The following is a 24,303-nucleotide window of genomic DNA, read 5'->3' as shown; positions in this document are numbered from 1 at the left end:
GAGTGTTGCGGAATATGTTACAGGCAAAGGAAGAGCTGTTTCAATATATAACGGGGCTTTTGCACGATACAAAAGCGGAAATTCAATCATTTATTGTTGGCCAAGAGGAAACGATTGACCAGGTCTTATGGACAATTGTTTCTGGAGGTCATGCTCTATTAGAAGGGTTACCAGGCCTTGGAAAGACAATGTTAATTAGAACCATTGCTGAGGTAATGGATTTATCTTTTTCACGTATTCAATTTACACCGGATTTAATGCCATCTGATATTACCGGCACGATGATTATTCAGCCTGATGAATCCGGTAAGCAGCAATTTGTGTTTCATCATGGACCAATATTCTCCAATATCGTTCTAGCGGATGAAATTAACCGTGCTACACCGAAAACACAAAGTGCATTATTAGAGGCAATGGCGGAGAAAACGATTACGGTGTTAGGGGATACAAAGAAATTGGAGGCACCATTTTTTGTCTTGGCAACGCAAAATCCTATCGATATGGAAGGGACTTATCCGCTTCCGGAAGCCCAAATGGACCGATTTATTAGTAAAATCAATGTGCATTATCCAACGAAGGAAGAATTAAAGGAAATCGTTAAAAGGACGACGGGTTTGGAGTCAAGAACATTGAAAAAGATAATGTCACAGGAGGATGTATTAAAAATCCAGTTATTAGCACGGGAAATGATCGTTTCTGAAGAAATTCTTGAATTGGCTGTCTCCCTTGTTTCTGCTACACATCCGGATTCAGCGGATGCCCCGGAATCTATCCGAAAATATGTTCAATTCGGAAGCGGTCCAAGGGGGATGCAAAGCTTAATTCAAATGGCAAAAACTCGTGCCCTTTTTCAAGGGAGATATCATGTATCCATTGGAGATATTAAGCATGTTGCTGCACCTGTCCTTCGTCATCGCATCCTTCTTAATTTCGAGGGAGAGGCTAGTGGGGTAATTCCTGATCAGCTCATCGATGATTGCCTCAATGCTATCCAAAAATCGGTGGGTGTAAAATGACCATGCTCTCTTCAGATCTACTTACAAAGCTCAGAAAGGCAACGATAACGGTGAAGACTAGGAAGCGAGGAATGCATAAGGGAGTAAGAAAATCCCCAAAATTCGGTTCATCCTTAGAGTTTTCTGATTTTCGCGCCTATCAACCGGGAGATGATCTTCGGCAAATTGATTGGAATATATTCGGGAGAACGCAGAAGCATTATATTAAACGTTTTTTGGATGAACAAGAAATCAAAACAGCCATTTATTTGGATTGCACTTCGTCTGTTATCTCTATTGACAGTAAGTGGGAAAGGGCGAAACAGGTAGCAGCTGCCTTCTCTTATCTAACTTTAACGAGTGAGGATAAGCTTTCGTTTCTTCCTGTTGCATCTAAAGATGGCAAGTTGATTAGCAGAAAAGGAGCCGTACATGCTAAAACAGTTCTCTATGAAATCATTCATCTACAAGCAGATTCCAAACCTGAGCCCTTTACAGAATGTATTCAAAAACAATTTTTGCGTGATCGCGAGTTTTGTATTTTAATAACAGACGGATTGGAACCGATAGAGCAGTATGAAAAGATATTCAAAAAGTTAGCGGCAGTTAAGGGAGATGTATGGTTTATCCAATTGCTTAGTCATGAGGAAGAACAACCAAATTATATTGGCGATTTGAAACTGATTGATAGTGAAACTGCAAAAGAAGTAAATATAAGTATGACAGGTAAACTTATCGAAGAGTACAGGAAAAAGCTCAGAGAGCATAATGAAAATCTAGAGAGCTTATGCAAGCGATTAGGTTTTCAATATCTTTATACAACAGATGCGAAGACTATTGATGAAATTATGTGGAAAGATTGTAATCACAGAGGTTGGATTAAATGAGGTGAAAACAATGGGGTTAATGAATCCAATCTATCTTTTGTTAAGTATATTTATAGTGGCTGTAATTGTATTCTATTTATTTCGTAAACAATATCAAAATAAAGTCATTCCTTCCAATCTTTTTTGGGAGCAAGTAATGAATGAATGGCAGGCATCTCCATGGATCGATAAGTTACAGAAAAACCTTCTTTTACTGCTGCAGTTAGTAATATTGTTTTGTTTAATGCTTGCGTTGGCAAAGCCTTATTGGTTAGTAAAAGCGATAGAAGGGGATCATTTTATCTTTATTGTTGATACTTCAGCATCAATGTCTGCTACTGATAAAGGAATAACACGATTCGAACAGGCAAAACAGGAAATAAATGCTATGGTGGACAAATTAAACGGTCAAGATGTAACAATCATTACTGCAGGAAAGGATCCGATTGTCAGTCTGAAAAAGGAAACATCTAAATCGGTAACGAAGTCAAGAGTGAATAAGATCCGTCTTTCCTATCAAACTAGCAATATAGAGAAAGCGTTGCGCCTCGCTGAATCGCTTTCTAAAAATAACAATACAACGATACATATTTTTTCTGACAACGTTAAAAAGCAAGATATACCAAATATGAAAAAATCCATTCCGATTCAGGTTCATAACATCGGGCATATTGGATTCAATGTGTCGCTCCAATCCTTTGGTGTTGCGGAACGAAACGGTAAAGTAATGGGAATAGCGATAATAGAAAATCAAAGCGGTAAAAAGCAAAGTTTTCATTTAAAGGTACGATTTGAAAAGGAAGAGTTATTTGACAAAGAAGTAGATATTAAAGCACATTCACAACAAATCGTTCAGATTCCATCTCTCCCTAAAAAGGATTACTATACAGCTACGATAACCGCAAATGATGATTATGAAATTGATAATGAAAGGACAACCGTTTTTAGCCGTTCCTATAACAATATGTATGCGATTGGAGATGTGAATCCTTTTATTATTAAAGGCTTTGAAACGGTTGGGGTGAATGTAATTCAACTTTCCGAAAAGAATTGGGATAAGGAAGCGAAGGATGGTGTTATTTTAACGGAAAAACTGCCAATGGAAAAATGGCATACTTCCTTGCCTTTATTTGTAGTCAATCCATATAAAGAGAAACATGTGAATTTGCAAAAAAGTATCGAGACGAAAAATGATCCGTTATTCCAGTATGTTGATTTTGCAAAAACCTACATCAAATCAGCTGCTGAAATAAACCCGCCAAAAACAATGGAGATAATTGCTAGAAGCGGTGAAATACCATTAATTGAGAAAGGTGAATTAAACGGAGAACGCGCTATAGCCATTAATTTTCAAATAGAAAATTCTGATTGGCCATTACAGCCTGGTTTCCCAATCTTTTTATATCAATCCTTTCATTGGTTGTCAGAACAACATGATTTTCAAGGGTTTTTTCAACCCGGTGAAAGAAAATGGGTTAGTGCAGATTCGAAATCGCAATCGTGGAAAGTGTTCGATGCAAATGGAGATTTTATTCGGTCCTACCAGCTTCAAAAGGAAAGCTTTACTGCACCAAGTAAGCCGGGACTATATCAAATAATATCTGATAATAAAAGCAAGTATTTAACTGTAGTTTTAGATGATTCAGAGCAATCAATCGAGGTCTCATCATCATTTGAGATAAATCAGGAAAAATTGAAAGCTTCGAAACAAAATCATGTTCAGACTATAAGCGATACATGGTATTGGTTTGCAGTAGCTGCATTTCTAATTTTATTGATAGAATGGGAGGTTTATCGCCGTGGTATTAGACGTTAAGTATCCTATTCTTTTCTTACTGATCCTTCCATTCGGATTTATGCTTTATCTCTTTTATAGAAAAAGCCACATCCAAAATAAATGGGAGAAAAACTGGATTACTATTTTGCGAGCAATTATCTTTTTGCTAATAATCTTCGCATTGACGGTCCCCCAAATGCTCCTTCCTGTTAAAGGGGAAAATGTAATTTTTTTAGTGGATCGCTCAGCCAGTATGCAGGGTACGGAAGATAAAGCAGTAGCATGGATAGGGGGAAGTATCCAATCCAAGCACAAGGACGACTCCTATTCAATCATTACAATTGGAAAAAACGCTGCAATGGAGCAACCCCTGAATAGAAAGGAAACACCAATTCAACAGTTATCGGCGGATATCGATGAAGGAGAAACAAATCTAGAAGAGGGTATTCAGTTAGCTGCATCGCTTATCCCAGAAAATCAAAAAGGGAGAATTGTTCTATTTTCAGATGGAAATGAAACAGCCGGGAATGCATTGGAAGCAGCGAGACAATTAACAGGACAACATACGGTTATTTCCTATGTACCAATGCAAGGAAAACATGGCGAGGATATAGCATTAACCGAGTTCAATGTTCCTACCTCGATGTATAAAGGAGAAAAGGCAGAATTAAAGGTTAAAATGGTTAGCGACACACAGAAGGAGGCAACCATCCGAATCTCCTTAAATAATCATGAAATATTAAAGAAAAAAGTTACTGTAAAGGAAGGAGAAAATCTTTTTACCTTCTCTCACATCGTTAAGGAAACAGGTATGTATGTTTATAAAGCAGAGGTTACGACTTCTGATGATACATATCTTGAAAATAATGAGCTTTATGCAGTATCTAATGTTTCCGGCACTCCGAAGGTTTTGATCGTGCAGGATGAAAATGATTCCGCTTTGGCAAAACTCTTGCAATCAGCAAATGTACAAGTGGAGACAACGATACCAGAGAAAATGCCCACAGTGATGACAGGCTATTTGCCATATCAGTCTATTATCTTTAACAACGTACCTGCAACAACCATTGGAGAACAAAAGATGGAATTGATAGAAAAAGCGGTGAAAGATTTTGGAACGGGCTTTATTATGACCGGTGGAGAAAATAGCTTTGGATTAGGAGGTTACTTTAAAACACCCATTGAAAAGATCCTTCCTGTAGATATGGATATAAAAGGAAAGAAAAAATTACCTTCTTTAGGATTAGTCATCGTACTGGACCGTTCCGGAAGCATGGGCGGTCAAAAGCTGGCCTTAGCAAAAGAAGCGGCAGCAAGATCCGTTGAATTACTTCGCGATGAGGATACAATTGGATTTATCGCGTTTGATGATCGGCCTTGGGAAATTGTCAAGACAGCACCAATCAAAAATAAAAAAAATGTTATGAATAAAATTCGCTCTGTAGAGGCAGGTGGAGGTACTGAGATTTATACATCTTTACAGCTTGCTTATGAAAGATTAAAACCTTTGAAGCTGCAGCGTAAACATATTATTTTATTAACAGACGGGCAATCTTCCACTAATTCCAGTTATCAAACTTTAGTAGAAGAAGGGAAGAAGGATAATATTACGATTTCAACGGTAGCACTAGGCCAGGATGCGGATCGAAATTTACTTGAGGATATTTCAAAATACGGAGCAGGGAGATTTTACTACGTAACCGATTCGACGGTCATTCCAAGTATTTTATCAAGAGAAACAGTAATGGCAACACGTACTTATATTGAAGACAACCCGTTTTATCCGAAAGTTCAACCTTATCCTGAATGGGTGAAGTTGTTTGAGAATGGTGTGCCTAAAATGAATGCATATATCGCGGTAACACCCAAATCTACCGCACAAGTTTCCATCTTGAGTAAGAAGGACGACCCGATCTTAGCGCAGTGGCAATATGGATTAGGACAAACGGCTGCCTTTACATCAGATACTTCCGGGAAGTGGGCAGGCGACTTTGCAAGATGGGAAGGATGGTCGAATTTCTGGAGTCAACTAGTAACAAAAACATTCCCATCTTATGAGAACGTTCCATATGAAATCAATCTCAAAAAAGAAAACGGAGATGCAAAGATTACACTGAAATCAGATAAGCTTGATCTTTTACCGCTGGAAGCAGCCGTTGTTTCACAAGAGGGGAAGGAAATGAAAGTCCAAACAAAGATGACTGCACCCGGTGAGTACGAATTGAATATGGAAGATAAGGCGGGGATGTATTTTTTACGTTTGAAGCAACAAACGGAGGACGGCAGCACGAAACTGTATCAAACAGGGTTTACAGTTCCTTATTCTGATGAGTATTTACAAAAAGGTATCAACAAACCATTTTTAAAAGAGATTTCCTCCATTACAAAAGGCAAGAAACTGACGAAAGAAAGTGAAGCTTTTGCACCCATACATAAAGCTTCCTTTAAAAAACAGCCCTTTGGTGATAGATTGTTGCTCATTGCATTTCTTTTATTCTTCTTAGAAATTGCAATCCGCAGGTTTGGATTACAAAAATTCTTATCCTTGTTTCCGAAGAAAAAAGAACGGCCACATAAGGAGAAAGAAGCTTCTACTCATGTTAATCAGCTGATACGAACGAAAGACCGAAGTACGAGACCGATGATGGAGAAGCAAAAAGAAATATCAGTTTCGCCCCCTCAAATAAAGGATAGAAATAATACCAAAGAAACACAGGACAGTCCATCCAACGAAGAGCGTTTACAGAGATTGATGGATGCCAAGAAGCGAAGAAATCGGTAAATAAAGATATCCCATAAGGAACATCACTTATGGGATACTTTTTTTATATATTCATAGATGGAAAAATATTTTTTATTTCTTTTACACCATTTTGCGTAACAATAATGGCTCGTGACTTTGGATGACGCTTGATCCAATTTAATTCAAGCAATCTTTCAAGTATAGCATTTCCAAGCGCTCCGCCTAAATGATAGTGACGTTCACTCCAATCAATGCATTTCAATGAAAATTTCCGCTTTTTTCTTTTTATTTGTTCAATATTAATTTGAAAATCGGAGAAAAATTGCTTTCCGTTTTCAGTAACGATAAACTCTTTGTCACATTCCGTGAGATATCCTTTATGGAGCAAGCCTTTTGTAAGTTCTACTCCCAATTTCCCGGCAAGATGATCATAACAAGTTCTGGCATTTTTTAATGCCTTCATTTCCGTTGATTGTTTTAAGGATTTAATTTCTACAGGCGGTGAGAGTGCAAGTAGTGACTCAAGAATTTGGGCAATTTCGGAATTTGCCAGGCGATAATAACGATGGCGGCCCTGATTTTCTATAGTAACCATATTTAATTCGGCTAATTTTGCTAAATGAAAGCTTGCCGTTTGTTGCTTGATTCCCGCTTGATAAGCGAGTTCACTAGCCGTATGAAAGCGATCATCCAGTAAAGTCGTCAAAATCGCGGCCCTTGAAGACTCACTTACTAGAGAGGCAACCTTTGCAATATTTGGACTGGTACTCAAATACCTCATCTCCTTTAAAAGGATTTCATATTTCGATGATAATGGAAATATTCCTATTTTACAATGATATTGCAGAAAGAAAGAGGAGATGAAGAAAATGAATCCAACCAAAACAAGAGTAAACCATATTTCTATTACACCCAAAATCTTATATTATGGGACACCTGTTATATTACTTAATACATTAAATGAAGATGGATCAACAAATATCAGCCCTATTTCGTCTTCATGGGCATTAGGAGACAATATCATTTTAGGGATTGGTCAAGGCGGAAAGGCAATGGAGAATCTTCAAAGGCATAAAGAATGTGTGTTAAACATCCCTGACTATTCACTTTGGAGACAAGTGGAAGCTATAGCTCCTTTTACAGGTAAGAACCCGGTTCCGGAAGGAAAGCAAAAACTGGGATTTTCCTATAAAAAGGATAAATTTCATGCTGGTGAGCTAACGGAGCAAGCATCCCATAAAGTGAAGCCTTCCAGAATAAATGAATGCCCAATCCAAATAGAAGCAGAAGTAAAAAATATTAGAATCCCGGAATATGACCCTTTCTTTGGGATCATTGAAACGAAGGCATTAAAAGTACATGTACTAGAGGAGTTGGTAATCGGAGATCATCATATCGATCCTGAAAAGTGGAATCCGTTAATTTATAATTTCCGTCACTACTTTGGATTGGGGAATCAGTTAGGAAAAACGTATCGCGCAGAGGTTTAAATTGGACGATTTACCCTTTGAATTAGAAAATTTCGATTGATATATCGATATAGATTGTTTAATATATTCTATAAACTAATTTGGAGGGTTATTAATGATTAGGAAATTGACAGCTTCAGATAACGTTCAAGTAATGGAGTTCTTGATGGATGAACCATCTTTAAATCTCTTTATCATTGGGGATATTGAATCATTTGGATATGATAGTGATTTTCAAGAATTGTGGGGAGATTTTACACTGACCGGTAATTTAAGAGGTGTATTATTACGCTATTATCACACTTTTATCCCTTATGGAAAAGAAGATTTCGATGTTCTTGGGTTTGTTGATATCATTAAAAAAGATCCGGAATTCAAACTGTCAGGAATCGAAAAGATTGTGGAAAAGTTGGAAGATGCTATCGAAGGGAATCTTGGCAGAAAGCAAGTGACCTATTTTTGTGAGTGCACTAAAGAACAATTTAATGGAGAAAGCAGTGAACTGTTTGCCGTAAAGAAAGCGGGAATCGATGATATTGATAGAATTTTAGAATTACGGGCGGGAATACAAGAATTTGTTCCAAATCCTCATGGAAAAGAAATGATGGTAAAGGCGATGGAAATTGGAAAAGCGCGAACCTATTTTATTGAAGTAAATGGTGAAATGGTGGCTTCAGTTTCCACAACTGCTGAGAATTCCATATCCGCGATGATAGTTGGTGTTTGTACATCTGAAAAACATCGAAAAAAAGGGTATGCTAGCCAGGTAATGGAAAAATTGATGGCAGATGTTTTAGAGGAAGGAAAGTCCTTATGTTTATTTTACGATAATCCTGAAGCCGGGAGAATTTATAAAAGATTAGGATTTAAGGATATTGGCAGGTGGACAATGTACCGATAAAAAAATAGACTTCGGACTTACCGAAGTCTATTTTTTGTGAATCATTTAGTTGATTTTTAAATAATATGTCTAATAGGTTGGACATTTTAACGAATAAATGGTACTTTAATTTATATAAATCTTTTTGATGGTGAAGGCTATGAAAAATAAAATAAAAGAATTTAGAAGGAAACTTGGTTTAACACAAGAAACCTTAGCATATAATTGTGGTGTCGTAAGGCAGACCATAAATTGTGTGGAAAATGATAAATATGATCCGACATTGGATTTAGCTTTCAAAATAGCCCAGAACTTACATGTAAAGGTAGATGAATTGTTTATTTATGAGTAAATTTAATGAGTCTTATATCATAACGATGAAGGATATTGTACGGGAAGGCGATCCCATTTTACGTCAGCAGACAGAAGAAGTTACTCTCCCACCGACAAATGAGGAATTGGAAACATTAAAATGTATGCTGCAATTTCTGAAAAATAGCCAAGATCCAGAATTAGCCGCAAAATATAAATTGAGATCCGGTGTTGGTTTATCCGCTAATCAGATCGGCCTAAATAAAAGGATGTTTGCTGCTTATTTTCATGATGAAAAAGGCAATCTTCATGAATATGGTCTTATCAATCCGAAGATAATCAGCCATTCCATTTCAATGATTTATATTACAAACGGGGAAGGATGTCTCTCAGTAGACAGAGATGTACCTGGATATGTTCCAAGATATGAAAGGATAAAAGTGAAAGCAATAGATATAACAGGTAAGGAAGTTACGATAAAATTAAGCGGTTTTGGGGCTATTGTTGCTCAACATGAAATCGATCATTTAAATGGTATTATGTTTTACGATCATATAAATCAGGAAAACCCGTTTAAGCTTCCTGAAAATGTGGAAATCAAAAGTGTATTTTAATAGAAAATTCACTAACCGGTAGTTGCTTGTGTTAGATAGAGTCACACTTGTTTAAAAACTTTCTTATACATTAATTAAAACGAAGCATTTTTGCTTCGTTTTTTCTTTTATTACGAACTTTTTCTTTAGTCATTGCATAAAATCTTAATATTTGAGGTTGTTTTAAAATGAATATAGAAAATTGGAATTATTTACTGTATCCTTATAATTATGAATGTATAGATAAAAGGAGGACCACATGTGGTAGGTTCATTTATGCCTGCAATAATATCTTTTGCATCTGTTTCAATTTTGTGTCCATTTTTCATTCTTTTATTGAAAAAACTTGGATTAACACAGCCGATCAGGAAAGAGCTTCCAGCAGATCACCAGTTAAAAAAGGGAACGCCATTAATGACAGGGTGTATTTTTGCCCTTGGAGTAGTAATTGCATTACTTTTTAATCATTCACCATTGATGGTGTTTTTGGCCATCACCTACTTTTTATTCGGATTGATAGGCTTTTGGGATGACTTTTGGAAAGCATCCCGGCAAGATCCTGGTGGAATTTCCGGCAAAACAAAGTTAGTATTTCAATTTTTGTTCACGGGAGTTTTGCTTTATTATATGGTATCCATATTGGGAATCGATACAAACATACAAATCACAAGTTCTTTCGTTATTCCGATGCCGATGATCGTTTACATTGTCATTGTTGGTTTATTTGTGATTGGTTCAGCCAATGCGATAAATTTTACGGATGGAATGGATGGACTATTGGGAGTTGTTTGCATTCCAACTTATTTTTTCTTTTATTACATTACAGATAGCACGGAAGTCCAAATTTTTTGCCTAATAATGATTGCTTGTGTGCTCGCATTTCTCATCTATAATATATATCCGGCAAAAGCGTTCATGGGTGATACGGGCTCTTTAGCCATTGGAGGGTCGTTAGCCTTTTTAGCTGTTCATGAAAAAGTGGAAATCGTTATTCCTATCTTGTTCTTTGTTTATTTTGCAGAACAATTATCTGTAATTATGCAAGTCAGCTATTTTAAGATGACGAGAAAACGTATATTTCGAATGACACCAATTCATTTTCATTTCGGGTTAAAGTATGGCTGGTCGGAAAATATGATAGTAATTGTCTTTGGTTTCGTCTCTTGGCTCTGTACTTTTATGTGTTTAATTTATTGGAGATTCTTTTTAAATCAATAAATGCTGTCAACATGGTTCCGATAAAGAAAAAAGGCAGCCATGCGATACATAAGATGGCAAAAAGCTTCCATGGATGAAAATCGGCAATCATCATAAAAAGTGAGCTAATCACGATACCAATGAATAAATAAATAGTTAATATCTCCATAACACACACTCCTTTTAGTTATTATAAGGAGCTGTGAATAATTTGTTTGGGCGATTATTAAAAAGGACTGGGCATATCATATTTGCTCCAGTCCTTTTTGTATTATGCTTCCGCAACCTGTTCATCTAAAGTTTCTTTAATCACTTTCTTTAACTTTCTTTCTACTTCAGCTTGTTTTCCGTTTGTTGTTTTTGCAATGACGCGAAGGACAATTTCAGATGTGCTAAAGGATTGAACACCCAAAACATTCGGCCCTTCCACAATGTTTTCATCTTCAAATTTTACGGCGTCGCATGCTTTTTGGATGACAGTAATCGCATCATCAATATTTGGGTTATCACTAATCTTTATATCTACAAGGGCTTGCATATTTCCTCTTGAATGGTTACTTAAGCTTGTTATTAAGCGATTTGGTATATAATGAAGCGTTCCATCCACGGAACGTAACTGAGTAGTCCGAAGACCAACCTGTTCGACCACTCCTGTAAAGTTCCCCGTTGTAATATAATCATCAACGTCTACTTGCCTCTCCAGTAATAAGAAGAAGCCTGTTACGACATCGCTCACTAGTCCCTGTGCTCCAAAACCTACCGCTAATCCGACAATACCAGCACCTGCTAATAATGCGGTAACTTTAATGCCGAACATAGGAAGTACTGTAGCGAAGAAAATGAAAACCAGTACATAGGAAAATATATTTTCACATAAGATTTCTAATGTTTTAGAACGACTTGTCGAGACTAACGGGTTTTTTGCATGATTCACAAACGCGGTATGGATAATCTTTCTCCCAATTGCCTTAATAATTATGTAGATTATATAAGTAACAACTACTTTAAGAAGAAGAGTTCCGATTTTTACCAATAATCCCATCCAATCAAAATCAATTATTTTTTCTGCCAAATTCATCTACGTCTCCCTTTCTAGTTAAACTATATATATTATAAATGAAACAAGCATATTATTTCATTCCCAATATCATACATGATAAACTCAGGAAATAAATGAATTTTCATCATCATTTAATTAAATTGTTTATTTTTTACCTAAAACGGGAAAAACATTAAGGTGTTAACTTTTTCGAATAGCTCATGAAAATATAATTATTTTTTATTTACACTGATTTTAATTTAAAGTTGACGATAATATAGTTGTATTACTATAATTATAATTGTAATGTACAAGAAGTAATTGAGAAAATCCTCATTACTTTATCAATTATAAACTTAATGGAGGGATTTTTAATGGCAGAACGCATGGTAGCGAAACAAGCCCCACGTTTTGAAATGGAAGCAGTAATGCCAAACAAAGAATTTGGTAAAGTTAGTTTAGAAGAAAACATGAAAAATGATAAGTGGACAGTGTTATTTTTCTATCCAATGGATTTCACATTTGTTTGTCCTACTGAAATCACAGCAATGTCCGATCGTTATGATGAATTCGAAGATCTTGATGCAGAAGTAATTGGAGTATCTACAGATACAATACATACACATTTAGCTTGGATTAAAACAGATCGTAAAGAAAATGGTCTTGGCGATTTGAACTACCCGCTTGCTGCTGATACAAACCATAAGGTAGCTAGTGATTATGGAGTTCTTATTGAAGAAGAAGGTGTTGCGCTACGCGGATTATTCATCATCAATCCTGAGGGTGAATTAATGTACCAAGTTGTCAACCATAATAATATTGGTCGTTCTGTAGATGAAACTCTACGTGTACTTCAAGCATTACAAACTGGCGGACTTTGCCCTGCAAACTGGAAGCCAGGACAAGCTACATTAAATGTTTAATTGTCCGGAGCAATATAAGGCCTAACAAAATATGTTAGGCCTTTTTCTAAATAAAATAAATGGAGGGATCTAATATGAAGCTTCGTGAACCAATGCCAGAATTAAATGGTGCTACCGCATGGCTTAATGGTGAAGTTTCTCGCTCTGAACTTGTTGGAGAGAAACCGACTTTAATTCATTTCTGGTCCATTAGCTGTCACCTATGTAAAGAAGCAATGCCACAGGTAAATCAATTTCGCGATGAATATAAAGATAAATTGAATGTGGTGGCTGTACATATGCCACGATCTGAAGATGATTTAAATTTAGATGAAATAAAACGAGTAGCTGAGGAGCATGGCATTACTCAGCCGATTTTTGTAGATAGTGAGCATAAATTAACAGACACATTTGAAAATCAATATGTACCTGCTTATTATGTATTTGATAAAGACGGCAATCTTCGCCATTTTCAAGCAGGTGGAAGCGGCATGAAGATGTTAGAAAAACGTGTAAACCGTGTACTTGATGAAATGGAAGCAGCAAAATAAAGATGAAAAGGCAGATAATTTATCTGTCTTTTTTTTGTCATATTATAAATAAGGGAGCATATGTATAGGAGGTGTTTCTTTTTGGGTTATCGTTTAACATCGAAACTGGACTGCTCTAAAATAAATGATTACTACCCAAAAGGGCTACACTCGAGGCTCTTTTTTCTTTTTGGAAAGAAAGGTAATTTATACTTCATTGAAGTTTTTAAAACTGTTTCCTTTCAGGGATCTTCCTCGAAAAGAAGTCATACGGAAGAAGACCTATAAAAAATAATTAGATTTTCAAGTAAAAAAGCAACAAGTTTATGAAAATAAGCTTTGAAAAAGCAAAAAAATTGTGTAAAAAGACCTAAATTACATTCCGAAAAGACGAAACTTAAAAACATCTAAAAAAATTAAAAAAATTGGGATAAAAAGGTGGAAAAATATTTCGAAACCCGATATATTTATAATTACGTTCAATTAATTTTTACAACGGGGGGGAATTCTGTGGAGACATTTAAAAAGCTTAAACAGTTTTATATGCCATACAAGCATTTGTTTATTACATCCATGATTTTTCTATTGTTTGTTAATGCCATTACAATTGTTTATCCCATAATTCTGCAAATTACCATTGATGAAGGTGTCGTAGGAAAAAAATACAGCTGGATACCATATTTAGCGCTAGGTTTTATTGGAATCATGGCTGTAAAAGGAATTGCAACTTTTATACAGCAATATACAGGCGATATGTTTGGAATTACTTCTGTCTATCGTTTACGGAATGAACTGTATAAAAAGCTGCAATTCTTACCATTCAAGTATTATGACAACGCAAAGACAGGGGATTTGATGTCTAGGCTAACATCCGATGTGGAAGGATTCCGTTTCTTTTTATCCTTCGGGTTTAGTGAATTATTAAGGTTTATTTTTACTTTAACGATCTGTTTTGGTGTTATGTTTTACTATTCTGTTTCCTTAACATTTATGACCATGATTTCTTTACCGTTTTTGGCAGTTGTTGTGTTTCGCTTTGATAAATTAATTCACCCTGCGTTTCGCGGAATAAGACGATCTTTTGGCCGATTGAACACAAATGTTCAAGAAAATATAAGTGGAATTAATACGGTTAAGTCACTGTCTCGTGAAGAGTTCCAAAATTCAAAATTCAATGTATCTAATGAGGACTTCAAAGATAGACAAATTCATACATCCGATATCTGGGCTAAGTTCTTTCCTTTAATGGAACTTATCGGTAACGCATGTATCGTGATTATTTTAGCTTATGGTGGTTACTTAGTTATTCATGAAAAGTTATCACCAGGAGAGCTTGTTGCATTTTACAGCTTAGTTGGGTATATTATTGAGCCAATTATAAATCTTGGATTTACCATTAATATGTTCTCTCAATCGAAGGCATCCGGTGAACGTTTATTAGAGATATTGGAAGCAGATGAAGAAATATTCGATAAGAAAAATGCGATAGAAGTGGAACGAATTCATGTAGATGTGGAGTTTCAAAATGTAACACTAAAATATTTTGGGGATGAAAATGAAGCGATTAAAGATGTCAGCTTTAAAGCTGATAAGGGAAAAGTAATTGGTCTGATTGGGGCAACTGGTTCAGGAAAAACAACGATTACTCAATTAATGACTCGTTTTTATGAACCGGTTAAAGGCGAAGTGCTCATTGATGGACGTCCTGTTTCAGATTATTCCCTGCAATCCTTGCGCTTCAATATTGGATTTGTTCTTCAGGAGTCCTTTTTATTTTCATCCACAATCAAATCGAATATTGCTTATGGGCGACCAGATGCATCAATGGAGGAGATTATTCACGCTGCGAAGCTTGCGCAGGCACATGACTTTATTATGGAATTGCCTGATGGATATGACACTATGCTTGGTGAAAGGGGACTTGGACTTTCCGGAGGTCAAAAACAAAGGATTGCCATTGCACGTGCTATCTGCCTGAATCCAAGTATTTTAATTTTGGATGATGCAACAAGTGCAGTAGATATGGATACAGAATTTAAAATTCAAGAGGGCTTACGAGAGGTAATGAGGGATCGAACAACCTTTATCATTGCGCATAGAATCTCATCCCTTAAGCATGCAGATGAAATTCTCGTATTTGAGGATGGAAAAATCGTGGAAAGAGGAAAACATGAAGAGCTTCTATCCAACGGTGGACCATATGAAAGAATTTACACCATTCAATACAAAGACCAACAAGCCATTCTTCAAGCACAAACAGGGTGAGGTGATATAGGTGGAAGATGCAAAAAAACTTAATCCAAAGGTGATGGAAAGGTTTCATTACTCATCTGAACAGTTGATTGATAAACCTTTTAACTGGAAGCAAATGTTTCGCCTATTGGGTTATGTCAAACCATACTTAAAAACATTAGTACTAAAATCATTTATAACCGTATTATTAAATACCATTATCCGTCTAATTATTCCTACCCTAATAGGAGTATATGCAATAGGTAAAGGGATTGATAAAAAAGATGGTTCTTTTTTAACAACCATAATCGTCATTATCTCTGTATTATTTGTTATGTCCTACATCGCGGGGATATTGCGAATTCGGTGGTTAAATAAGCTTGGACAAAATGTTATCTATGATATTCGGAAGGATTTATTTACACATGTACAAGGATTGTCCCATAATTTCTTTGATAAGCGTTCAGCAGGTTCCATTCTTGTACGTATTATGAATGATACAGGGTCGTTACAGGATTTGTTTACAAACGGGGTCATCAATTTATTAATGGATATGCTGATGTTGGTGGGAGTTATTGTCATTCTCTTTACTTTAAGTCCGCAGATGACATTAGCTGTTATTATCATTTTGCCAATTATGTTTTTGATTTCAACCAAACTAAGGAAAAAAATCCGTATGGCCTGGCAATATATGCGCTTAAAGCAATCAAAGCTTAATTCACATTTAAATGAAAGTATTCAAGGGATACGCGTAACACAGGCATTTACTCAGGAAAAGGAAAATATGGCGTTCTTTGATGGTGTCAATTATGAGAATTATGATGCTTGGAGAAATGCTACTAGAAGATCAGCCATGTTTAGACCGATGGTAGACCTTACAAATGCGGTTGGTTCAGCGGTTCTTATATGGTACGGTGTCCATTTAATTCAACATGACCAACTACAGTTGGGTGCCTTTGTATCTTTTGCCTTTTACTTAGGGATGTTCTGGCAGCCAATTTCTCGGATGGGGCAAGTATACAACCAGCTATTGCAAGCGATGGCATCCTCAGAGAGGATATTTGAATATATGGATGAGAAGCCGCTTGTAAATGAAAAAGGTAATGCGACTTCTTTAACAGACATTAAAGGTCACATTGTTTTTGAAAATGTTGAATTTGCATATGATACAAGACGTAAAGCATTAAATGGTATTAATCTTGAAATGAAGGCAGGGCAAACCATTGCACTTGTCGGCCACACTGGTTCTGGAAAAACAACTATTGCCAATCTAATCAGCCGGTTTTACGATCCAACCGCAGGAAGCGTGAAAATTGATGGTTATGATTTACGTGAGATTACATTGCGCAGTTTAAGAAATCAAATTAGTGTTGTACTTCAGGATACTTTTATCTTTTCCGGAACCATTATGGAAAACATAAAGTTTGGGCGTCCTGATGCAACAGATACAGAAGCAATAAATGCAGCTAAAGCAATTGGAGCTCATCATTTTATAGAAAAGCTTCCGAATGGATATGAAACACAGGTAGAGGAACGAGGAAACATCCTTTCCGTAGGGGAACGCCAATTATTATCATTCGCTCGTGCGTTACTTGCGGATCCGAAAATTATCATTTTAGATGAGGCAACAGCAAGTATTGATACGGAAACAGAAGTTCAAATTCAATCCGCATTAAGAACTTTATTAAAGGGGAGAACATCTGTTATCATTGCTCACCGTCTTTCAACGATTAGGGAAGCTGATAAGATCTTTGTTCTGGATCATGGAAACATAATCGAAGCGGGAAATCATGATGAACTTATGAAGCATCAAGGTGAATATTTCCGTTTGGTGAAAGCTCAATTTAAAGTATTAGAAGAAAAATAAGAGGCAAGAAGGAGAACGACTTCGGTTGTTCTCTTTTTTTGTGTAATTATTATACGTCTTAGGTCCTATTAAAAAATAAAGCTTGAGATTGTTATGCATTCTAACGATTTTTTTTAAGATAAGTATATCGAAAGGAGGAAATAACATGAAAAAGGTTTTGATGTTTAGTTTGGCGGTGATTTTAGCCATTGTCGCTTTAGCAAGCTTAGGTCACATCATTGGTCTTGCGATTAGCTTGGTTGTCGTCTATATCTCATTTAAACAATTTTTAAAATCCCATTCCTTCTGGGGTAAATTGCTTTGGGCTTTAATTGGTATTGCTGGCCTAAGTGCTGTATTAGCAAGCCTTCCAGCATTAGCAGGGATTTTGGCAATCTACTTACTCTATGTAGGATATAAACATTGGAAAAAAGATGAGAACGTAGAAGGGACAAAAGGCAATCCATTTGATAACTTTGATCGCCAATGGGATGAACTAAAGAATAAATTATCTTAAAGATGTAAAGGAGTAATGAAAATGACAAACCTATTAGAAAGAATCAAAAATACTGTAATGGCAGATTTACATGAAGTATTAGATAAAAAAGAACAAAAGAATCCAATCTCTCTCTTAAATCAATATTTAAGAGAGAGTGAAAATGAAACAAAAAAAGTCGCAGGCTTAATAGAGCGCCAGTACATGTTAAAGGAAGAATTTCTTAAAGAGTGGAAGCAAGCAGATTACTTAGCAGATAAGCGCAAAAAACAAGCGGAGGTAGCAAAATTAGCGAATGAGCCGGCACTGCATGAAATGGCCATCGAAGAAGAAGCACAGTACAGAGAGCAAGCTGATAAACTTCGCTTAGCTTATGAGCAAGCAGCTAATCAATTAGAAGAATTGGAACGTAAGCACCGTGAAATGAAACTTAGATTGAAAGATATGAACATTAAAAGATTGGAACTAATGGGCCGTGAAAATGTAATAAAGGTAAATGAAAAGATTCATCATGTTCTAGATGATTCTATAATGGGAAAAGCAGCATCCAGATTTGATGAAACAGAAAGGTATATGGAGCATCTTGAAGCACGCATTAATACTGGTTATGAAAAAAGCATGTTTGATGCTAGAATTGGGCAATTAGAAAAAAAGTTAAAAAGTCAAGAAATATCTGTTAATGAATAGAGTGTACATGGTAATATAATAAGGCAAACATATCTCCCTTTAATTAAAGGGAGATTACGTTATTTTTTATGAAAAGATCAGTCAAGAAGGCAAAAGGAGGGCAGCAAATGAGAAAACTATTTGAACATACATCCCTTTCTTGGATATTCATTGTTGCCGTTATTGGTATATTATTTGAAATATCATTTAGATCCGATTCTTTATTTACACTTGCTGTTGCCGCTATATTAATTTATTACGGGAAGAAAAAGGGCAAGTCTACTCTTGGCATGATTTGTTTTATTATTGGTATCTCCATCGCGTCTATTATTGTAATATCAACCTTCTTTTTTAAGTTTATTTTGTTATGTTTGCTTATCTTCTATTTATTTAACTATAGGAAAAAGAAAAAATTATCGAAAACGATAAAGGTTGAAACGATTGAACCATCAGCAGACAGAAAAATGTACAGAAAACAGCCACTTATAACCAATAAGCTGCTAGGCAGTCAGAAAGTAATAAATCATGTCTATGAATGGGACGATATCAATATTCAAACAGGGATTGGGGACACAGTTATTGATTTAAGTATGACCATGCTCCCGTTAGGAGAATCGGTTATTATCATAAGAGGAATTGTCGGCAACATCCAATTACTTATACCATATGATGTTGGATACTCCATCAATCACTCATCCCTAACTGGAAGCTTGAAGCTATTTGGAAAAGAAGAAAAATTATTGAACCAAAATGTAATATGCTACTCTGATAATTATTATGATGCATCGAGAAAAGTGAAAATTATCACTTCAATTTCCATTGGTGATATTGAGGTGAAACACATATGAGTATTCAAAGATCATTTTTATATTACTTTTGTTCCTTTTCAATTATCATTGCTGCATTTATAACCGTCATATATTGTATATCTGTTAAAACAGATTGGTATCAGGCCCTTTTCTTCACACAAATCTTTTTAATACCGGTAATTGTTTTCATCCTATTAACAAGTTTAATAGTAGGGGCAATTTTTGGAATAGTAATTGGATACTTTGTGAAAAAGAAAATTGAAGAAGTTGATTCCTATTTAGTGGAATTGGAAAAAGGGGATTTTCAATCTTCCTTATTCCCTAAAGAGAAACTAAAAGAAATTGCTTATTTGTACGAGCGGTTATCTGCTATTCAGAAACGGTTTGAGGATCAGGTAAAGGCCTCACAAAAATTAGCGAGTGAAAAAGCTGATTGGAGTGAGAAAATGAAACAGGAAGTGCTGTCTCAGGAAAGAAATCGCCTTGCAAGAGAGCTGCATGATTCCGTCAGTCAGCAATTGTTTGCTGCCAATATGTTATTATCAGCTATTAATCAAAATCCAAACCCTGATGCCTCTACGACAAGTAAACAGATGAAATTAGTAGAGGAAATCATTAGTGAATCCCAATCCGAAATGCGAGCGCTTCTTTTGCATTTAAGACCAATTCAATTGGAAGGAAAAGCATTAAAAGTAGGAATAGAGGAGCTGCTTCATGAATTAACCGCAAAGCTTCCGATGAAGGTAACATGGAAAATCGATAATGTTCATCTGGATAAAGGGGTAGAGGATCATTTATTCAGGATTGTCCAGGAATCGATTTCGAACACGCTTCGTCATGCAAAGGCGAAATTGCTAGAGCTTCATTTAATAAATCGTCAGCAATTTGTATTGTTAAAAATTATTGATAATGGTGTCGGATTTGAAATGGGAAAAGAAAAAGCGGGCTCATACGGATTACAAAATATTCGTGAAAGGGCAGCTGAAATAGGCGGAACAGTAAAAATGATTAGCTTTCGCGGGAAAGGAACAAGTATAGAAGTGAAAGTGCCAATCATTGATGCGGGAAGGATGGGATAAAATGATAAAAGTTTTATTAGTGGACGATCATGAAATGGTTAGAATAGGAGTTTCCGCTTTTTTATCCATTCAACAGGATATTGAAGTAGTAGGGGAAGCAGATAGTGGGGAAAAGGGCGTGGAGTTAGCGCTATCCTTACGCCCGGATATTATTTTAATGGATTTAGTAATGGGGGGCATGGATGGTATTGAAGCAACTAAAGGCATCATAAAGGAATGGCCGGAAGCAAAGATCATTATTGTTACTAGCTTTCTGGATGATGAAAAAGTTTATCCAGCATTAGAAGCAGGTGCTACAAGCTATATGTTGAAAACCTCTAAAGCAAGTGAAATTGCCGAAGCTGTTCGTTCCACATATGCGGGTCAATCGGTATTAGAGCCGCAGGTAACAGGGAAAATGATGATGAGAATGAAACAAGGAAACAAACGACCTCTCCATGAGGATTTAACAAATCGCGAAATCGAAATACTGCTATTAATGGCAGAAGGTAAGTCCAATCAAGAAATTGCGGATGAATTGTTTATTGCATTAAAGACCGTCAAAACACATGTTAGTAATATTCTTAGTAAGCTTGAGGTTCAAGATCGAACACAGGCCGTCATTTATGCATTTAAACATCAATTAATTAAGGAATCTTAATGAACGGTATTCCATTTTTTGTGACGGAATTGTATTAATTCTGCCATAATACTTATGCTTATTTCATCGGATCCTTCTGCGTGTATTTTTAATCCAATCGGGTAATGTATTTTCTGTTTCTGTGATCCATTAATCGTATTAAGTAATTTTTCTGTCCTTTTTTTTGAACCTAAAATACCAATATAATCGACCCGTTCGTATGGTAATTCCTCTAATATTTGTTTATCCCTTTGGAAGTGATGGTTCATTATTACAACAAAAGCTGCTTCGTTTATTGTATGATGCTGAAAAAAAGCAGAGGGATGTTCCGTAATAAGTTTTTCAGCTGTCGGGAAAAAATCGCGATTACAACGACTTTCACGCGGATCAATAACAGTCACTGAAAAATCCAAGCTGGAAGCAAGTTTAACTAGAGGTTCAGCATCATACCCGGCACCGAAAACATATAAACGGGTTTTGGGATTGTTCTTTTCAAGTAAAAAATCTTCCCCTTCGATGGTAACAATTTTTATTTTTTCGAAAGAGTGAATGAATTCTTGGATGGTTTTTTTTATATATGGATGGAATATCGCTTTTTCTCCCTCTTTAACTTGTTTGCCTTCATATGTAAAGAGGTAAGTTGCTTGCGGGCTTTCAGTCATCAGGGATTTTAAAGTAACCATATTTCTTCCGCTTAATAAATAGTTTTTCAATGTTGAAATGGCGAAATTGGAAAAAAGCGGTTCAATAAATACTTCAATTTTACCGTTACATCCAACACCCCATGTAAGGCCATCTTCATCTTGTAAATCATATATTACCCTTTTGCAGCGATTTTTCTTTATTACCTCCAAGGAATGAATGGCTAAATCATCTTCCAAGCAACCGGAACTTAGATTTCCGTACCTCTGTCCATCCTCCCAAAACAGCATTTTTGCACCTGCTTTTCGATAGGATGAGCCTTCAATACGAATGATGGTCGCCAATGCTAATCTCTCTTTTCCATTTGCCTCAATTTGCTCTAATACTCTGCATATATCATTCATGCTGTTCACCTCAAAATTTTAAAACTTTCTTTACTTTTAATGAGTATGCAAAAATGGAAAAGATTATTTTCTTTGGTACAATAGATATTATGAATGAAGAAATTTTTTCTTATTATTGTACTTTTTTAAGTAGTTGTTTTTGGGAAAGGGTGTAAAACATGAGTTTAGAGGTAATGGGAATCACAGCCCTTTGGATATTTTTATATGGCTATTTAATGGTTGCCTCCATTGATTTTGGAGCCGGTTTTTTTGCCTTTTATGGGAAATTGACAAAACAGGACCATATCATGAACCACTTGGTTAGAAGATATATTTCACCAGTTTGGGAAGTAACAAATGTCTTTTTTGTCTTTTTTCTAGTCGGATTAGTTGGATTTTTTCCGGATACTGCCTTTTACTTTGGAACGGCATTACTTATTCCGGGCAGTATTGCACTGTTGTTAATTGTAATTCGTGGTTCCTTTTATGCATTTGGAAACTACGGCTCAAAAGACAATATTATTTATTTGTTTGTATATGGGGCAACTGGTCTATTGATTCCTGCCTCCCTTTCCACTGCGTTAACAATATCTGAGGGAGGATTTCTTTCTCAAAAAGGTGTGCATGTAGATTTTTTGGCGAAACAATTATTTATGAGTCCATATTCCTGGAGTGTTGTTTTTCTTGCTATAGTTTCCGTTTTATTTATTAGTGCTGGATTTCTTACTTTTTATGCGGATCGAGCAAACGATATTCAAGCAAGGGAAATATTAAGAAAGTTTGCTTTATTTTGGAGCACTCCAACCATCATTGCAAGCTTTCTTGTTTTTATTGCTTTGCATGAACACAATAGTAAGCATTTTGAAAAGGCCATGCATATATGGTGGATGTTCGGACTATCGCTTGTCTTTTTTTTAATAGCGTCCTTTTTAATCTATAAACGAAAGTATTTTGGAACTGCGTTTATCATGATTATGCTTCAATTCTTTTTTGCCTTCTTCGGTTATGGGGCATCACATTTACCGTACATTCTCTATCCCTTTATTACTATTCATGCAAGTGTAACAAATCCATCGATGGGTACTGCGCTAATATTTGCTTTTATTGCAGGTCTATGCTTGCTCATCCCTGCGTTATATTTATTATTGAAGCTATTTTTATTTGATGCTGATTATAGTAAAAGGAAAAAGTAATCAAGGTTTAAGTTGAGAGAATTACTTCGGACCTTATTATTTGTAATACTAGAATAGTAGAAGAAATAGAAAAGGGGAAATGGATGTGAAGAAAGAATTTGTTGTTATTGGTTTAGGTCGATTTGGGGGAAGCATTTGTAAAACATTAATCGAACAAGGGATGGAAGTTTTAGTGATGGATCGTGACGAAGCTAGGATAGATGAATTTGCTTCTATTGCAACACACGCGGTTATTGCGGATTCTACAGATGAAACAGTTCTCAAAAGCTTAGGAATCCGTAATTTTGATCATGTGATAGTGGCAATCGGCGCGGATATTCAAGCAAGTATCCTTACAACATTAATGTTAAAAGAAATTGGGGTAAAAAGGGTTACTGTAAAGGCGCAAAATGATTATCATGCAAAAGTGCTGCGGAAAATCGGAGCAGATAATGTTGTCCATCCGGAAAGAGATATGGGAAAAAGAATAGCACATAATATCGTTTCAAAGAGTATTCTGGATTACATTGAGCTTTCTGAAAAATATAGCATAGTAGAAATTGCAGCTAATTATCATTTGGCTGGACATTCCATTCTCGATCTCAATATTCGAGCGAAATACGGTATTACGATAGTAGCTATAAGAAGAGGTTCAAACATCATCGTTTCTCCGCAAGCGGGAGATGTTATTGAGAGAGAAGATGTATTAATTGTCATAGGAGCAGTAGAGGATATTAATCGCTTTGAAAAGGACCTTCTGTTAGACAAATAAAAAAAATGGCAGCCCTGGCTGCCATTTCAGATTGTAGACAAAAGGGGTTCGGAATGGTCACATTCCGAACCCCTTTTGATTTTGTTCTTACTTTTTTACCTTTTTGGGTGTATGCTGACCTCTCTCATCCTCATCTACTAGGCCATTTCCGGACCTTTCCATATCCAGTTGGCCATTTTCTTCAAATTCATGGCAGCGAAAGTAAGCATCGCCTGCATCGACAATTTTTTAAGTCCCCTTAACGTTGTCCAACGCATACCATGCTTTTCTTTTGCGTCTGCAAA

Annotated in this window: 25 protein-coding genes; 20 read left to right on the top strand and 5 right to left on the bottom strand. The window is 36.0% G+C overall.

The annotated features are described in order from the left end of the window. The first annotated feature begins 14 nt into the window (after positions 1 to 14). Genes AN964_RS15695 through AN964_RS15680 form a run of 4 tightly spaced genes read left to right on the top strand, consistent with a single transcriptional unit; the run spans position 15 to position 6,420 of the window. Positions 15 to 1,016: an AAA family ATPase gene (locus AN964_RS15695; protein ID WP_055740590.1), complete on the top strand. Its 1,002-nt coding sequence runs from the start codon at positions 15 to 17 to the stop codon at positions 1,014 to 1,016. Beyond that, positions 1,013 to 1,882 (top strand): DUF58 domain-containing protein, encoded by an 870-nt coding sequence (locus AN964_RS15690; protein ID WP_055740589.1) that lies wholly within the window; start codon positions 1,013 to 1,015, stop codon positions 1,880 to 1,882. Before AN964_RS15695 ends, AN964_RS15690 begins: the two co-directional genes overlap by 4 nt. Beyond that, positions 1,836 to 3,677 (top strand): vWA domain-containing protein, encoded by a 1,842-nt coding sequence (locus AN964_RS15685; RefSeq protein WP_055740588.1) that lies wholly within the window; start codon positions 1,836 to 1,838, stop codon positions 3,675 to 3,677. Before AN964_RS15690 ends, AN964_RS15685 begins: the two co-directional genes overlap by 47 nt. Continuing rightward, on the top strand, positions 3,661 to 6,420 hold the full coding sequence (locus AN964_RS15680; RefSeq protein ID WP_055740587.1) for a VWA domain-containing protein: 2,760 nt from the start codon (positions 3,661 to 3,663) through the stop codon (positions 6,418 to 6,420). The genes AN964_RS15685 and AN964_RS15680 overlap by 17 nt, the downstream gene beginning before the upstream one ends. A gap of 43 nt (positions 6,421 to 6,463) precedes the next feature. Here AN964_RS15680 and AN964_RS15675 read toward each other — a convergent pair whose 3' ends face one another. Beyond that, the gene (locus AN964_RS15675) at positions 6,464 to 7,153 is read right to left on the bottom strand and encodes an ArsR/SmtB family transcription factor (protein ID WP_055740586.1); all 690 of its coding nucleotides are present in this window, start codon (positions 7,151 to 7,153) and stop codon (positions 6,464 to 6,466) included. A gap of 88 nt (positions 7,154 to 7,241) precedes the next feature. On the opposite strand from AN964_RS15675, the gene AN964_RS15670 reads away from it, so the two are divergent. From AN964_RS15670 to mraY, 5 genes are all read left to right on the top strand, one after another. Beyond that, complete coding sequence (locus AN964_RS15670; RefSeq protein ID WP_055740585.1) at positions 7,242 to 7,871, top strand: flavin reductase family protein; 630 nt, start codon at positions 7,242 to 7,244, stop codon at positions 7,869 to 7,871. Positions 7,872 to 7,965: 94 nt separating this feature from the next. Beyond that, positions 7,966 to 8,751 carry a GNAT family N-acetyltransferase gene (locus tag AN964_RS15665; RefSeq protein WP_055740584.1) on the top strand — a complete coding sequence of 262 codons (786 nt, stop codon included), beginning with the start codon at positions 7,966 to 7,968 and terminating at the stop codon, positions 8,749 to 8,751. 139 nt (positions 8,752 to 8,890) lie between these two features. Beyond that, positions 8,891 to 9,082 (top strand): helix-turn-helix transcriptional regulator, encoded by a 192-nt coding sequence (locus AN964_RS15660; RefSeq protein WP_055740583.1) that lies wholly within the window; start codon positions 8,891 to 8,893, stop codon positions 9,080 to 9,082. Further along, positions 9,075 to 9,656: a peptide deformylase gene (gene def, locus AN964_RS15655; RefSeq protein ID WP_055740582.1), complete on the top strand. Its 582-nt coding sequence runs from the start codon at positions 9,075 to 9,077 to the stop codon at positions 9,654 to 9,656. The genes AN964_RS15660 and def overlap by 8 nt, the downstream gene beginning before the upstream one ends. Positions 9,657 to 9,896: 240 nt before the next feature. After that, positions 9,897 to 10,853, top strand: coding sequence for a phospho-N-acetylmuramoyl-pentapeptide-transferase (gene mraY, locus AN964_RS15650; protein ID WP_321198430.1), 957 nt, complete (start codon positions 9,897 to 9,899; stop codon positions 10,851 to 10,853). Here mraY and AN964_RS15645 read toward each other — a convergent pair. Further along, a complete protein-coding gene (locus AN964_RS15645; RefSeq protein WP_055740581.1) occupies positions 10,813 to 11,001 on the bottom strand; it encodes a hypothetical protein in 189 nt (62 codons plus the stop codon). The genes mraY and AN964_RS15645 overlap by 41 nt on opposite strands. A gap of 102 nt (positions 11,002 to 11,103) precedes the next feature. Beyond that, positions 11,104 to 11,910, bottom strand: a complete 807-nt coding sequence (locus AN964_RS15640; RefSeq protein WP_055740580.1) for a mechanosensitive ion channel family protein — start codon at positions 11,908 to 11,910, stop codon at positions 11,104 to 11,106. A 335-nt stretch (positions 11,911 to 12,245) separates the two neighbouring features. On the opposite strand from AN964_RS15640, the gene AN964_RS15635 reads away from it, so the two are divergent. The 9 genes from AN964_RS15635 (at position 12,246) to AN964_RS15590 (ending at position 21,071) form a co-directional block, all read left to right on the top strand. Further along, positions 12,246 to 12,794, top strand: coding sequence for a peroxiredoxin (locus AN964_RS15635; protein ID WP_055740579.1), 549 nt, complete (start codon positions 12,246 to 12,248; stop codon positions 12,792 to 12,794). A gap of 74 nt (positions 12,795 to 12,868) precedes the next feature. Beyond that, positions 12,869 to 13,324, top strand: a complete 456-nt coding sequence (locus tag AN964_RS15630) for a TlpA disulfide reductase family protein (protein WP_055740578.1) — start codon at positions 12,869 to 12,871, stop codon at positions 13,322 to 13,324. A gap of 489 nt (positions 13,325 to 13,813) precedes the next feature. Beyond that, positions 13,814 to 15,568, top strand: coding sequence for an ABC transporter ATP-binding protein (locus tag AN964_RS15620; protein WP_055740576.1), 1,755 nt, complete (start codon positions 13,814 to 13,816; stop codon positions 15,566 to 15,568). A 43-nt stretch (positions 15,569 to 15,611) separates the two neighbouring features. Then, positions 15,612 to 17,402 (top strand): ABC transporter ATP-binding protein, encoded by a 1,791-nt coding sequence (locus AN964_RS15615; RefSeq protein ID WP_152982426.1) that lies wholly within the window; start codon positions 15,612 to 15,614, stop codon positions 17,400 to 17,402. Between the two features lie 145 nt (positions 17,403 to 17,547). After that, a complete protein-coding gene (locus AN964_RS15610; protein WP_055740574.1) occupies positions 17,548 to 17,898 on the top strand; it encodes a lmo0954 family membrane protein in 351 nt (116 codons plus the stop codon). Between the two features lie 21 nt (positions 17,899 to 17,919). Further along, positions 17,920 to 18,564, top strand: coding sequence for a PspA/IM30 family protein (locus tag AN964_RS15605; RefSeq protein ID WP_055740573.1), 645 nt, complete (start codon positions 17,920 to 17,922; stop codon positions 18,562 to 18,564). A 107-nt stretch (positions 18,565 to 18,671) separates the two neighbouring features. Beyond that, entirely contained in the window at positions 18,672 to 19,391 is a 720-nt protein-coding gene (gene liaF / locus AN964_RS15600; protein ID WP_055740572.1) for a cell wall-active antibiotics response protein LiaF, read from the top strand. After that, positions 19,388 to 20,431, top strand: coding sequence for a sensor histidine kinase (locus tag AN964_RS15595; protein WP_055740571.1), 1,044 nt, complete (start codon positions 19,388 to 19,390; stop codon positions 20,429 to 20,431). The genes liaF and AN964_RS15595 overlap by 4 nt, the downstream gene beginning before the upstream one ends. Before the next feature lies 1 nt (position 20,432). Then, positions 20,433 to 21,071: a response regulator gene (locus AN964_RS15590; RefSeq protein WP_055740570.1), complete on the top strand. Its 639-nt coding sequence runs from the start codon at positions 20,433 to 20,435 to the stop codon at positions 21,069 to 21,071. On the opposite strand, the gene AN964_RS15585 is transcribed toward AN964_RS15590, so the two are convergent. Next, on the bottom strand, positions 21,068 to 22,096 hold the full coding sequence (locus AN964_RS15585) for an XdhC family protein (protein WP_055740569.1): 1,029 nt from the start codon (positions 22,094 to 22,096) through the stop codon (positions 21,068 to 21,070). The genes AN964_RS15590 and AN964_RS15585 overlap by 4 nt on opposite strands. 158 nt (positions 22,097 to 22,254) lie before the next feature. On the opposite strand from AN964_RS15585, the gene AN964_RS15580 reads away from it, so the two are divergent. Next, entirely contained in the window at positions 22,255 to 23,268 is a 1,014-nt protein-coding gene (locus AN964_RS15580; RefSeq protein ID WP_055740568.1) for a cytochrome d ubiquinol oxidase subunit II, read from the top strand. 85 nt (positions 23,269 to 23,353) lie between these two features. Then, the gene (locus AN964_RS15575; protein WP_055740567.1) at positions 23,354 to 24,019 is read left to right on the top strand and encodes a potassium channel family protein; all 666 of its coding nucleotides are present in this window, start codon (positions 23,354 to 23,356) and stop codon (positions 24,017 to 24,019) included. Positions 24,020 to 24,156: 137 nt separating this feature from the next. On the opposite strand, the gene AN964_RS25650 is transcribed toward AN964_RS15575, so the two are convergent. Continuing rightward, positions 24,157 to 24,303: transposase (locus tag AN964_RS25650; RefSeq protein WP_200915591.1), on the bottom strand; the 147-nt coding region annotated here is incomplete at its 5' end.

The organism is Heyndrickxia shackletonii (assembly GCF_001420715.1).
Classification (GTDB): Bacteria; Bacillota; Bacilli; order Bacillales; family Bacillaceae_C; genus Margalitia; species Margalitia shackletonii.
This window is presented reverse-complemented; position numbering and strand designations above follow the sequence as displayed.

What these genes read in the sequence shown, in the direction of transcription:
- AN964_RS15695 (WP_055740590.1), top strand. Translation starts at nt 15, where the DNA reads ATGTTACAGGCAAAGGAAGAGCTGTTTCAATATATAACGGGGCTTTTG.
- AN964_RS15690 (WP_055740589.1), top strand. Translation starts at nt 1,013, where the DNA reads ATGACCATGCTCTCTTCAGATCTACTTACAAAGCTCAGAAAGGCAACG.
- AN964_RS15685 (WP_055740588.1), top strand. Translation starts at nt 1,836, where the DNA reads ATGAAATTATGTGGAAAGATTGTAATCACAGAGGTTGGATTAAATGAG.
- AN964_RS15670 (WP_055740585.1), top strand. Translation starts at nt 7,242, where the DNA reads ATGAAGAAAATGAATCCAACCAAAACAAGAGTAAACCATATTTCTATT.
- AN964_RS15665 (WP_055740584.1), top strand. Translation starts at nt 7,966, where the DNA reads ATGATTAGGAAATTGACAGCTTCAGATAACGTTCAAGTAATGGAGTTC.
- AN964_RS15660 (WP_055740583.1), top strand. Translation starts at nt 8,891, where the DNA reads ATGAAAAATAAAATAAAAGAATTTAGAAGGAAACTTGGTTTAACACAA.
- def (WP_055740582.1), top strand. Translation starts at nt 9,075, where the DNA reads ATGAGTAAATTTAATGAGTCTTATATCATAACGATGAAGGATATTGTA.
- AN964_RS15645 (WP_055740581.1), bottom strand. Translation starts at nt 11,001, where the DNA reads ATGGAGATATTAACTATTTATTTATTCATTGGTATCGTGATTAGCTCA.
- AN964_RS15640 (WP_055740580.1), bottom strand. Translation starts at nt 11,910, where the DNA reads ATGAATTTGGCAGAAAAAATAATTGATTTTGATTGGATGGGATTATTG.
- AN964_RS15635 (WP_055740579.1), top strand. Translation starts at nt 12,246, where the DNA reads ATGGCAGAACGCATGGTAGCGAAACAAGCCCCACGTTTTGAAATGGAA.
- AN964_RS15630 (WP_055740578.1), top strand. Translation starts at nt 12,869, where the DNA reads ATGAAGCTTCGTGAACCAATGCCAGAATTAAATGGTGCTACCGCATGG.
- AN964_RS15615 (WP_152982426.1), top strand. Translation starts at nt 15,612, where the DNA reads ATGGAAAGGTTTCATTACTCATCTGAACAGTTGATTGATAAACCTTTT.
- AN964_RS15610 (WP_055740574.1), top strand. Translation starts at nt 17,548, where the DNA reads ATGAAAAAGGTTTTGATGTTTAGTTTGGCGGTGATTTTAGCCATTGTC.
- AN964_RS15605 (WP_055740573.1), top strand. Translation starts at nt 17,920, where the DNA reads ATGACAAACCTATTAGAAAGAATCAAAAATACTGTAATGGCAGATTTA.
- liaF (WP_055740572.1), top strand. Translation starts at nt 18,672, where the DNA reads ATGAGAAAACTATTTGAACATACATCCCTTTCTTGGATATTCATTGTT.
- AN964_RS15595 (WP_055740571.1), top strand. Translation starts at nt 19,388, where the DNA reads ATGAGTATTCAAAGATCATTTTTATATTACTTTTGTTCCTTTTCAATT.
- AN964_RS15590 (WP_055740570.1), top strand. Translation starts at nt 20,433, where the DNA reads ATGATAAAAGTTTTATTAGTGGACGATCATGAAATGGTTAGAATAGGA.
- AN964_RS15585 (WP_055740569.1), bottom strand. Translation starts at nt 22,096, where the DNA reads ATGAATGATATATGCAGAGTATTAGAGCAAATTGAGGCAAATGGAAAA.
- AN964_RS15580 (WP_055740568.1), top strand. Translation starts at nt 22,255, where the DNA reads ATGAGTTTAGAGGTAATGGGAATCACAGCCCTTTGGATATTTTTATAT.